This is a genomic window from Reinekea sp. G2M2-21 (assembly GCF_015687175.1).
Taxonomy (GTDB): domain Bacteria; phylum Pseudomonadota; class Gammaproteobacteria; order Pseudomonadales; family Natronospirillaceae; genus Reinekea.
Map to the genome: position 1 here is coordinate 1,036,359 of NZ_JADPQG010000001.1, position 11,737 is coordinate 1,048,095.

Sequence of the window (11,737 nt, forward strand, 5' to 3'; positions counted from 1 at the left end):
TTAAGGGTAATGACAATGTCAGTACAATCATTTGACCCGAACGGGTTAGACACGAATTTAGACATTAGGATGACAGACTCCGCGATCGCTCATTTTAACCGTCAGCTGATCAAAGCGGGTGAGAAGGCTGTACGATTGTTTATCGAAGAAAGCGGCTGTTCTGGCTATATGTATCGCATTGCACTGGTGACTGAACCGGTCACGGGCGATATCAAGGTCGCGATTAACGATAACTTGGTGCTGTATGTACAAAACGAAGCCAGAGCTATCGTGCAGGGCACTGAAATTGATTTTAAAAAAGACGGGCTTAACGAAGTGATCAAATTCAATAATCCAAATGTCACAGGAGAGTGTGGCTGTGGTGAGAGCTTCGTGGTGGAGAGCGACTGATGGAACGACGCATGGTTGTGACGACACGTGACGTTGACGCAAGATTGGTCCCCGTCGGGACGCCCATCACCATCCCCAAAGATTCATTTATTACGCTGACTCAGAGCCTGGGTGGCAACTATACCGTGGTTCATCAAGGTAATATGGCCCGTATTGACGGGACCGATGCCGATGCCATCGGTTTTGAACCAGAAGTCCTTGAGTTTGCGGATGTGGATGGGCCTGAGATAGTGTTGGATCAAGTATGGCAGGCACTGGATACCATTTTTGACCCGGAAATACCGGTCAGCATTGTAGCGCTGGGTTTGGTGTATGACGTGACAGCCAGTGATCATCAGGTCAATATCAAGATGACTTTGACGGCGCCAGGCTGTGGAATGGGTCCCGTACTGGTTGATGACGTCAAGTATCGTGTGGCCAAGGTACCCAATGTCGAGCGGGTCGACGTTGAACTCATTTTTGACCCTCCGTGGAGTCGTGATCGCATGTCAGAAGAAGCCCAGCTTGAAACGGGGCTGTTTTTTTAACCCATTTTAAAGGTAGATTATGAGCCAGGTATTCGGCGTGGACGTTACCACCGAAGACATTATTGAGACTTTGTCTTTTTTTGACTCCTGGGAGGAGCGATATAAATACATCATTGATCTGGGCAAGGAATTACCGGCAATTGATGAGTCTCTCAAGGTCGATGAGCATCTTGTTCGAGGTTGTCAAAGCCAGGTTTGGTTGGTGCCGGAGGTTGAACCCGATCACTTAACCTTTCAGGTCGATTCCGATGCCCATATTGTGAAGGGGTTGTTGGCAGTGGTGTTGGCAGCTTTCAATGGTAAGTCCGCGCAAAGCATTCTGGACTTTGATGTTGAAAACTACTTTAATCAATTGGACTTAGTGCGGCACCTGAGTCCAACCCGTGGAAATGGCTTAAGAGCCATGGTTCAAAAAATAAAAGACACTGCACAAAGTATTCAATAGTCCTCTACGACATAACTGGTTATGTGGGCGCAGGTTGACTTTAGAAAACCTGAGTCCGAACCGAATACTCAGCGACGTAATCTGTTACTTAGCTGTCTAAAGTGAGCAGGAATCAATTTGAAGCCAACATCCGTTAAAATCGCAGTTTTGATCGCGCTTGTACAAGCGATGCTTGCGGTCGTGTATTGGTTTGTGGATGTTGATTGGCTAATAATAACCTTATTGGTCATTCCTGTTGCTTTGCTTTTTTACCTGAATCCCAAGATTGAACGTCGTTATCAGGCCGATATTGAAGCAAGTCGGTTTGCGAAATTCGAAGCAAATCGTGAACTGAATAACGTTCGGCAAAGTGTCAACAAAGATCCGCTGACCGGATTGAATAGCAGGATCTACATCAAAGAGCGATTGGACGAGTTGCTGGATGTAGCCATTAAACGACAACAATCCTGCGCCGTTTTGTATCTGGATCTCGATTTTTTTAAAGAATTTAACGAGGCTCTGGGTCATACCCTGGGCAATCAGCTGATCACCAAAGTAGGTCTGCGGCTAAAGAACCTGGTGAAGAAAGGCGATTTGCTCGGATACCACGGTGGCGATGAATTCATCATCATTTTGCCCACCATTCAAGATGCTATGGCCGCAGAACTGGTCGCACGCCGGATTATTGCGGAAATGGGTAATCAATTTGAGTTACAAGGCCGCCAGCTCACCGTTTCTGCCAGTATTGGTATCGCAGTGGGCCCCATTGACGGTGGCGACAGTGAAGCCCTGATCCGGCGGGCAGAAAGTGCTTTGAAAGTAACCAAGGCGAATGGCCGGAAAGGCTATTCGTTTTACAGTCAAAGCCTGAATCATTCAGCTGCAGAACGGTTGAAGGTGGACCAGATGCTGCGTGGCGCCCTCGACCGCGGTGAGTTTTCCCTTGCTTATCAAGCCATCATTTCTGTCAAAGACAAGCAGTTGAAAGGCTTTGAGGCGCTCATTCGCTGGACAAATCCGGAATTAGGGCGTGTGTCCCCTGCTGAATTTATCCCTATTGCTGAGCAAATCGGGTTGATATCCGATATTGGTAACTGGGTACTGCGGGAGTCAACGCAACAACTGAAACTTTGGCAGGTGAAGCATCAACGCCCCTTGGTTATGTCGATTAACGTATCTCCGCGACAATTTCAGGATGAATCAATCTTGTCTGCGGTGAAATCAACGATTAAGCAAACCGGATTACAAGCAAACTCAATTCAACTGGAAGTCACCGAAGGGCTGTTTTTGCGGGCTTCTGATCGGACCCTTGCAAACATTAAATCGCTCAAACAATTTGGCATTAAGTTGGCTTTGGACGATTTCGGTACAGGCTTTTCATCGCTTTCGTATTTGAATCAATTACCATTTGACGTTATCAAAGTTGATAAGTCTTTTGTGGATGGTTTATGCAGTAACGATAAAGACCGAAAAATGGTACAAGCGATCATATCCATCGCTCACGGTCTGTCGATGGAAGTTGTTGTTGAGGGGGTGGAAACGCCACAGCAAGCGCATGTACTGCGTGAAATGATGGCGGATTCTCTGCAAGGCTATTATTACAGCCAGCCATTGTCGGCCAAAGAAGCTGAAACTCGCTTTCTGGTCAGCAGCGATGTTGCTGCATTAGACGAACACATCTGGGACAAGCTTAACTGATCCGCTGCTCAATCGGCTAAGATCACCTCAATGCCCCTTGAGTCCGAACTATCTGCTCCGTTGTCTGCATTTCGATACAAAATCTGTAAAAGTTCAGTTTTTTATGGATGGCATCATAGGCGTTCGAACCGTATAATCCGCCGCCGAAAATACAACAAAGACTACCTGGAGAGAATTGTAATGGCGATTGAACGTACTTTTTCTATTGTGAAACCTGATGCAGTGGCCCGTGACCTGGTGGGTAAAATATACTCCCGTTTTGAGTCTGCAGGGTTAAAAATCATTGCTTCCAAAATGATCCATATGTCGAAAGAGCAGGCTGAAGGGTTCTACGCAGAGCATAAAGAGCGTCCTTTCTTTCCAAATCTGGTTGAGTTCATGACCTCTGGACCGGTAATGGTGCAGGTTTTGGAAGGCGAAAACGCAATTGTTAAAAATCGTGAAATTATGGGTGCGACTAACCCAGCAGACGCTGCAGCTGGTACAATCCGTCATGATTTTGCTCAAAGTATTGATGCTAATTCCGTACACGGTTCAGATGCACCTGCGTCAGCGGCTCGTGAAATTGCGTACTTTTTCGAAGAAAACGAAATTCATTCTCGATAAAGTAGCGGATGCTGGGGTAATTCCCCGGCAACTGACATCATTACTGCTAAGGGAGGCCAGTATTGTACTGGCCTCCCTTTTGAGTTTTAGAAAAGACGCTGAACGTCGAGATAAATCGGTTTAATAGGTGAAGTAAATGACCCAATCAACACAGAAAGTTAACTTGCTCGGTATGGGAATGGCTTCCATGGAACGCTTTTTTATGGAAGAGCTGGGTGAGAAGCGGTTTCGCGCGACCCAGGTGTTGAAATGGATTCATCAACGTGGGGTTGATAATTTCGATGATATGACCGATGTCAGCGTCGCCTTGCGCGAAAAGTTGAAAACCTGTGCTGAGATTGTCGCACCGGAAGTTACTTTTAAAAAATATTCCAAAGACGGTACCCGTAAATGGGTCATGAAGATGCCTGGAGGCAGCGCGGTCGAGACGGTATTTATTCCAGAGGATGATCGCGGCACCCTATGTGTGTCCTCACAAATAGGCTGTGCATTGGATTGTTCTTTCTGTTCAACCGGTAAGCAGGGCTTTAACCGAGATCTAAGCGCGGCTGAAATTATCGGTCAGTTGTGGGTGGCGGCCCGCTCTTGGGATGAACCCGGTAAAAAGCGTGAACGACATGTGACTAATGTGGTCATGATGGGCATGGGCGAGCCGTTGCTCAACTATGATAATGTCGTTGAAGCCATGAACCTGATGATGGAAGATAACGCTTACGGCCTGTCGAAACGTCGGGTCACTGTCAGTACATCGGGCGTAGTACCCCGTATTTATGACCTCGCCGAAGTGACCGATGTGTCTATGGCATTGTCGCTTCATGCTCCAAATGATGCCTTGCGCAATGAGTTGGTCCCTATCAATAAGCGCTACGGTATCGATGAAACCCTGGCTGCCGTCAACGCTTATTTTGCCCGTCTGCCCGACAAACGAGTCGTGACGATTGAATACACCCTGATGAATCAGATCAATGACAAGGAAGAACATGCACATGAATTAGCGCAAGTGCTCAAGAGTACGCCTTGTAAAATCAACCTGATTCCCTTTAATCCGTTCCCGAACTCTGGTTATGAGCGTCCGAGTAATAATCGCATTCATCGATTTAAGGACATTCTGCAGCAAGCTGGATACAATGTAACGATTCGTAAAACCCGTGGCGATGATATCGATGCAGCCTGCGGCCAATTGGTCGGGCAGGTTGTCGATAAAACCCGGCGCTCGGTAAAATTTATCGAAGCCGTCGAGTTAGGGCACACAGCAGCGACCGTCGCCAATCGTCGCAGTGATCGGAGTTCATAATAATGAGAAAAGCAGTCAGCAAACTCAGCCTATTGTTGCTCAGCCTGTTGCTGGTGGGTTGTATCACCACCACGATCAGTCCTTATGATGACAAAAAAGACTTGGCAAAAGCCGAACAAACTTATGTTCAGATAGGTTATGGGTACTTTGAACAGGGCAATATGCAGGAAGCGAAAAGGGCATTGACCAAAGCGTTGGATATCAATTCCAAGTCAGCCGGTGCCCATATGGGATTGGCTCGGGTCTATGACCGGGAACTCGAATATGACCTAGCGGAGCATCATTTCAAGAAAGCACTGCGATATGAAGAAACAACGGAAGGGCATTTCCAGTTTGGCGTTTATTTATACAATCGTGGTGACCTGAAAGGTGCTTACCGTGAGTTCAAAGATGTCTTGAAGGATACGATTTACGTTCGCCGTGCCCGTGCTTTTGAATACCAGGGCGTTGTCGCCAATCGCCTTGAAAAAACCGATGAAGCAATTGGATATTTTAAGCGGGCAGTGACGCTGAATCCTATGTTGGCAAACAGCCATATCGGGTTAACCAACATCTACTTTGCGCAACAGGATTATGCCGCCGCCTATAAACAATACAACGAATTTGTCGGCTTGGTCCGAGGGCAGTTGTCGCGCCATTCGGCGGCGACACTGTGGTTAGGTATTCAGTTAGCGGATATGGCCGGAGACAGTAATGCGGTTTCATCTCTGATACTTCAGTTGCGCAATCAGTTTGCAGACTCCGCCGAATATCAAAATTACCTGAAATGGAAAGCGGAGAAGGACGCTTCATGAATAAGCAACACGAAAGCCCGATAAAACGTCGAGTATCCCGAAAAATATGGGTCGGTAATGTGCCCATTGGCGGCGATGCGCCCATTGCTGTTCAGTCCATGACGAATACAGAAACCTGCGATGTCGACGCGACAGTGGCTCAGATCCAAGCACTTGAAAACGCCGGTGCCGATCTGGTCCGCGTTTCCGTGCCTTCCATGGAAGCGGCGGAAGCTTTTGGGAAAATCCGTCAGCGCGTCAATGTGCCGCTGATATCCGACATTCATTTCGACCATAAAATCGCGCTGCGGGTTGCCGAACTGGGTGTCGATTGTCTGCGTATTAACCCTGGCAATATTGGACGGGAAGATCGCGTTCGAGCGGTTGTCGATGCTGCGCGTGACAAAAATATTCCTATCCGAATTGGCGTGAACGCAGGCTCCTTGGAGAAAGATCTACAGAAGAAATATGGAGAACCAACCCCTGAGGCTCTGGTTGAATCCGCCATGCGTCATATTGATATTCTGGACCGGTTGGATTATCCAAATTTCAAATTAAGCTTGAAGGCGTCGGACGTCTTTATGACAGTCGCTGCCTACCGACAGATCGCTAATCAGATTGAGCAACCCTTGCATTTGGGTATAACCGAGGCAGGCGGCTTGCGCAGCGGTACCGTGAAATCGGCTGTAGGCTTGGGCATGCTGTTGATGGATGGCATTGGCGATACCTTGCGGGTGTCATTGGCGGCCGATCCGGTAGAAGAAATTAAAGTCGGTTTCGATATTCTCAAGAGCCTGCGGTTGCGCAGCAAGGGTATTAACTTTATTGCCTGTCCGAGTTGTTCGCGGCAGAATTTCGATGTAATAAGTACCATGAATCAGTTGGAAAGCCGGCTTGAAGATGTTCTGACACCTTTAGACGTCGCAGTGATCGGTTGTGTTGTCAATGGTCCTGGCGAAGCAAAAGAGGCCGATCTTGGTATTACTGGTGGTACGCCCAATAATCTGGTGTATGTGTCCGGTGCGCCAGATCACAAAGTGGATAATGCTCAGCTGGTTGATCATTTTGAAGCCTTGATCCGGCAAAAAATCAAAGAAAAAGATCGGTTGGAAAATGCGATCATTGCAAAAACTTAAGGAGTGACTCGTTTGTCTACGCTGCAATCCATCCGCGGAATGAATGATATTCTGCCGTCAGACAGCCCTCTGTGGCAGTATCTTGAAGGTCAGGTTAAATCGGTACTCAGTCAATATGGCTATCGCGAAATCCGCCTGCCTATCGTTGAGGCAACGGAGTTATTCGCTCGCGGTGTCGGGGAACACACCGACATCGTGGAAAAAGAAATGTATACCTTTAATGATCGCAATGATGACAGCCTGACATTGCGACCCGAAGGCACCGCAGGATGCGTGCGTGCTGCGTTGCAGCATGGTTTACTGCACAATCAGATACAGCGCCTGTGGTATCACGGCCCTATGTTTCGCTATGAACGACCGCAAAAAGGCCGTTATCGTCAGTTTTATCAGATCGGCGTTGAAACGTTTGGGATGGCCGGTGCGGATATCGATGCCGAATTGATCCTGCTCACGCACCGGTTATTTAAAAATCTGTGTGTGTCAGAGTCTTTAACCCTTCATCTCAATACGTTGGGTAGCAGTGAAGCGCGTGCTCGTTACCGCAAAGCGCTGGTGGATTATCTTGAGGGTGTGAAAGATAAATTGGATGACGACAGTCAGCGTCGACTCTATGTCAATCCAATGCGAATTCTGGACAGTAAATCTGCATCAACGCAGGCCTTACTGAATGATGCACCACAGTTTGATGATTATATTGACGAAGAATCGAAACTGCATTTTGAGCAACTCTGTAAGCTATTAGACAGCGCCGGTGTTGCCTATGTCGTGAATCCAAGACTGGTACGTGGCTTGGATTACTACACCAAAACCGTTTTCGAGTGGATGACAGATGCACTCGGGGCTCAGGGCACGGTGTGTGGTGGCGGACGCTATGATGGTCTGGTTCCCATGCTGGGCGGTAAACCCACTCCAGCTTCCGGATTTGCGATGGGTATCGAGCGCATTTTGCTGCTTTTACAAGCGCTGAATGTCGTGCCTGAAACCATTCACAAGACCATCGATGTGTTTTTGGTCGCTGCAGGTAATGAAGCCGAAGCAGTAGCGTTGAAGTTGGCTGAGCAAGTCCGTTCAGATAAGCCCGGCATTCGCCTGCAAATGAACTGTGGCGGCGGTAGTTTCAAGAATCAGATGAAGAAGGCTGATAAGTCGGGTGCTTCTGTCGCATTGATTCTTGGTGATGAAGAAGCTCGCTCAGAGCAGGTTCAGGTCAAAGATTTACAAGGAAATAACGAGCAACAGGCATCTTCTTGGTCTGAAGTGGCTGAAGTTCTGGGGCGACTAGGGCTATAATCCTGCGCTGAATTTTAAATAACCGGTGTTAGCATTCACACCGATAGTCATAAGAAAAGCCGGCATTGAGCCGGCAATTTTGTGTTTTTGGGAGTTATAAGCGTGTACGAAACGGATCAGGAACAGATTGAAGCGATGAAAGGCTGGTGGAGCCAGAACGGCAACTGGGTTATCGGCGGCTTTGTTGTTTTTTTGGCTGCCTTTATTGGTTATCACTGGTATATCGCCAGCGCCGAAAAACATCGGTTCGAAGCATCAGCAACATACGAACAACTGTTAGTGAACATAACCAGCGAAACCCCAGATCTTGAGCAACAGAAGACTCTGACCAATTTGTTAAAGAGCGACTATGCCGATCTGGGCTATGGCGCAATGGCGGCGTTGATTGAAGCAAAAACGGCCGTTGACGCGCAAGATTACCCGACGGCGTTGGCGCAGTTGGAGTGGGCTGAAAAAAATGGCGATGCCTCGCTGCAGTCGGTCATTTTGTACCGCAAAGCCCAAGTTCAGTATGCGATGAACAAGCTGGATGCCGCACTGACAACGCTGAATGCCATTAAAGGCGAAGGGCATCAAGCCGTTTCTTATGAGTTGAAAGGCGATATTTTGCTGGAGCAGGGTAAACGCGATGAAGCTCGGGCTGCCTATCAACAGGCTCTGGATATGAGCGCTGATCAGAGCGTTAATAACCCGTTTTTGAAAATCAAACTGGATGATTTAGCCGTTGCTGAATAAGAACACACTGCTTCAAGGTTTTTTATATAGCTGCATAGCCGTCGTTATGACGGCGTGTGCGTCTGGCGGATTAAATGAAAAACCAGCACAGCTGCCTGAAACGCTTCCGGCAAAGGTATCGCTGGATGTGCAGTGGTGGCACATTTTAGGCGACGAGCATGCTCCTAAATCCTTCGGTCAACGATCACCGGTGGTTTATGGCGATCATGCCTATGTTGGTTTGGCACAGGGTGATATTTTTAAAATTGATCTGAGCGGAAACCAGACACGATTAGGTACGCACGGCTACAGGATAACCGCGCCTTTGAGCCTGAATAAAGATCAGATGGTTATCTTAGACGAGCGTGGCATGGTGTCCCTGGCGGATCTGTCGTTGCAACTGCAGTGGTCAACGCCATTGAATGCGTTGGCAACGGAACCTGCGTTGATGACTGAAAACCGCATTTTCGTGCAGACTATCGACGGCCGTGTGAACGCCATTGAGCGAATTACCGGTCGCCTTTTGTGGAGTTTTCAAGACGCGGAACCCGATCTAACATTGACCGGAACCAGTACCCCGGAGCTCATCAATACCAACCAAGGGCCTGCTGTTGTGACCGGTCTGGCCAACGGCAAGCTTGTTGCCCTGAATGTTGTGGACGGCAGCGTGGTTTGGGAATACCGCATAACCCGAGCCAGCGGTAAAACCGAGGTCAGTCGACTGGTCGATGTAGATGCCCAGGTTACCAATTTGGGCGACCGGTTGATTGCCACCGCCTATCAGGGTGACTTGATTGTCGTCGATACCGCCACAGGGCAGGTATTGCAAGCTCGCGAATTTTCTACATACCGTTCAATTCAGGTCGATGACCGGGCTTGGTATGGGGTAAACGCCAAAAGCGAAATTGTTGCAATGAATCCGTCAACGTTGGAACAACAATGGCTGAACAGCGATTTTACTTATCGGCAACTGAGTGAGCTGGTCGTAACGGACAAATATCTTGCTGTCAGCGATGTTGCGGGTTACCTGCATGTACTGGACAAATCGACCGGCGAATGGTTGGGATCACGCCATATCGATTACCGTGGGGCGAAAACAGATCCGGTGCCATTCGGTGATGGCGTCCTGATGCAGGGCCACAGTACCCGTGTTAAGTTGGTAACATTTAATCAATAAAGCTCAAGTAAACGACTGTTGGTTTTAAGCTTCTTTCGTGGTTGCTTGAAAATTGATCAGTCGTTTTTTATTTGGTAAAAGAAAGTACGGTGGTTTGCGTTTTGCTGGCTTGAAAGCCGGGTCCTGATGAAACCGAACTACACTGAATGCATTCATTACATAGTTGAAAACATCATGACTCCAGTTATCGCCCTCGTCGGGCGTCCAAATGTCGGCAAATCGACACTATTTAACCGATTCACTCGTACCCGTGACGCGCTGGTCGCGGATTGGTCGGGCCTTACCCGGGATCGTAAGTACGGCGATGGCAAACTAGAAGATCGGCCCTTTATTGTCATTGACACTGGCGGTGTCAGTGGCTTTGAAGAGGGATTAGACGCGGCAATGGCCGAGCAAAGTTTTGCTGCCATCGAAGAGGCGGATGCGGTCTTATTTTTGGTGGACGGTATTACCGGTTTAACCGGGGCAGATGAATTCCTTGCGGACCATCTGCGCAAAACCAATAAGCCCATTACTGTGGTTGTTAATAAAACCGATGGGCGCGACCCAGATGTGGCCACCGCCGATTTCTTTGAGCTCGGGTTAGGGCAGCCAGTCGCCATCGCCGCTTCGCAAAACCGTGGCGTTCGCTCGTTGCTGGAAGACGTACTGGAGCAGTTTCCCGCTCCGGAAGAAATTATCGATCCCTTACAGGATGACTCTATTCGACTGGCCATTATCGGTCGTCCGAATGTTGGGAAGTCAACGTTGGTCAATCGAATGCTCGGCGAAGATCGCGTGGTCGTTTACGATCACCCCGGTACCACCATGGACAGTATTTATATTCCCTATGAGCGCCATGGCAAGGCTTATACTCTAATCGATACTGCCGGTGTGCGCCGACGAAAAAATATCACCGAAGCGGTGGAGAAATTCTCTATCGTAAAAACGCTACAGGCCATTCAAGACGCTAATGTCGTTGTTATCGTGGTTGACGCTCAGGTCGGCCTGGTGGATCAGGACATGCATATGTTGGGTTTCGCATTGGAGTCCGGTCGAGCGTTGGTTATTGCCATTAACAAATGGGATGGATTGTCAGAAGATCAGAAGGAAACTGTGAAAGTTGCCATTGATCGTCGGTTACCGTTTTTGGATTGGGCCGATATTCATTTTATTTCAGCAAAACACGGCACTAACGTCGGACATTTATACGAGTCGGTTGAAGAGGCTTATGAGGGCGCGCGTAGTAAGTGGAGCACAAACCATCTGACTACCTTGATGCAAGGGGTCGTCGAAATGCACCAGCCTCCTATGATTGGGGGGCGTCGCATTAAATTGCGCTATGCGCATCAGGGCGGATCGAATCCCCCCATTGTGGTAATCCACGGAAATCAGGTCGGAAAGTTGCCTGGAAGTTATAAACGTTATCTGGAAAATGCCTTCCGAAAAGCCCTTGGTGTGCGCGGAACACCAATTCGCTTTGAATTCAAAACCAGTGAAAACCCTTATGATGATATCGCTAAAGGGCGGCGTTCAACTAAGCCAAAAGGTCGCAAAGGTCGATAATCTGCGGCTTCAAAGGAGTGTTTGGTGCACTCCTTTTCGTGTATTTCCATTTGAAAAAACCGTTGAGTCTCTGGACAATTATTGGACTTTTGAAGCGTTTAAAGCATTTTCACGGCTATTTCTATACATTTCGCCTCATTTTGTGAGCAGTCTCTAAAAATAC

12 protein-coding genes are annotated in these 11,737 nt (G+C 48.2%); all 12 read left to right on the forward strand.

The window, feature by feature from the left end; genetic code table 11:
• Window positions 1–15: 15 nt before the first annotated feature.
• The 12 genes from IYN85_RS04770 to der all read left to right on the forward strand — a co-directional run bounded on the left by IYN85_RS04770 (window position 16) and on the right by der (window position 11,574).
• On the forward strand, window positions 16–390 hold the full coding sequence (locus tag IYN85_RS04770; protein WP_196157685.1) for an iron-sulfur cluster assembly accessory protein: 375 nt from the start codon (window positions 16–18) through the stop codon (window positions 388–390).
• Window positions 390–917 carry a putative Fe-S cluster assembly protein SufT gene (gene sufT / locus IYN85_RS04775; RefSeq protein ID WP_196157686.1) on the forward strand — a complete coding sequence of 176 codons (528 nt, stop codon included), beginning with the start codon at window positions 390–392 and terminating at the stop codon, window positions 915–917. Before IYN85_RS04770 ends, sufT begins: the two co-directional genes overlap by 1 nt.
• Before the next feature lie 19 nt (window positions 918–936).
• Complete coding sequence (locus IYN85_RS04780) at window positions 937–1,362, forward strand: SufE family protein (RefSeq protein WP_196157687.1); 426 nt, start codon at window positions 937–939, stop codon at window positions 1,360–1,362.
• Between the two features lie 117 nt (window positions 1,363–1,479).
• On the forward strand, window positions 1,480–3,039 hold the full coding sequence (locus tag IYN85_RS04785; RefSeq protein WP_196157688.1) for a bifunctional diguanylate cyclase/phosphodiesterase: 1,560 nt from the start codon (window positions 1,480–1,482) through the stop codon (window positions 3,037–3,039).
• Window positions 3,040–3,219: 180 nt separating this feature from the next.
• Window positions 3,220–3,645 carry a nucleoside-diphosphate kinase gene (ndk, locus tag IYN85_RS04790; RefSeq protein WP_196157689.1) on the forward strand — a complete coding sequence of 142 codons (426 nt, stop codon included), beginning with the start codon at window positions 3,220–3,222 and terminating at the stop codon, window positions 3,643–3,645.
• Window positions 3,646–3,781: 136 nt separating this feature from the next.
• Window positions 3,782–4,939: a 23S rRNA (adenine(2503)-C(2))-methyltransferase RlmN gene (rlmN, locus tag IYN85_RS04795; protein ID WP_196157690.1), complete on the forward strand. Its 1,158-nt coding sequence runs from the start codon at window positions 3,782–3,784 to the stop codon at window positions 4,937–4,939.
• Between the two features lie 2 nt (window positions 4,940–4,941).
• Window positions 4,942–5,733, forward strand: a complete 792-nt coding sequence (gene pilW / locus IYN85_RS04800) for a type IV pilus biogenesis/stability protein PilW (RefSeq protein ID WP_196157691.1) — start codon at window positions 4,942–4,944, stop codon at window positions 5,731–5,733.
• The gene (gene ispG / locus IYN85_RS04805) at window positions 5,730–6,848 is read left to right on the forward strand and encodes a flavodoxin-dependent (E)-4-hydroxy-3-methylbut-2-enyl-diphosphate synthase (RefSeq protein ID WP_196157692.1); all 1,119 of its coding nucleotides are present in this window, start codon (window positions 5,730–5,732) and stop codon (window positions 6,846–6,848) included. The genes pilW and ispG overlap by 4 nt, the downstream gene beginning before the upstream one ends.
• Window positions 6,849–6,860: 12 nt before the next feature.
• Window positions 6,861–8,138 (forward strand): histidine--tRNA ligase, encoded by a 1,278-nt coding sequence (hisS, locus tag IYN85_RS04810; RefSeq protein WP_196157693.1) that lies wholly within the window; start codon window positions 6,861–6,863, stop codon window positions 8,136–8,138.
• 102 nt (window positions 8,139–8,240) lie between these two features.
• A complete protein-coding gene (locus IYN85_RS04815) occupies window positions 8,241–8,873 on the forward strand; it encodes a tetratricopeptide repeat protein (RefSeq protein ID WP_196157694.1) in 633 nt (210 codons plus the stop codon).
• 46 nt (window positions 8,874–8,919) lie between these two features.
• Complete coding sequence (locus IYN85_RS04820; protein WP_196157695.1) at window positions 8,920–10,029, forward strand: PQQ-binding-like beta-propeller repeat protein; 1,110 nt, start codon at window positions 8,920–8,922, stop codon at window positions 10,027–10,029.
• Between the two features lie 174 nt (window positions 10,030–10,203).
• Window positions 10,204–11,574, forward strand: a complete 1,371-nt coding sequence (gene der / locus IYN85_RS04825; protein ID WP_196157696.1) for a ribosome biogenesis GTPase Der — start codon at window positions 10,204–10,206, stop codon at window positions 11,572–11,574.
• Window positions 11,575–11,737: the final 163 nt, after the last annotated feature.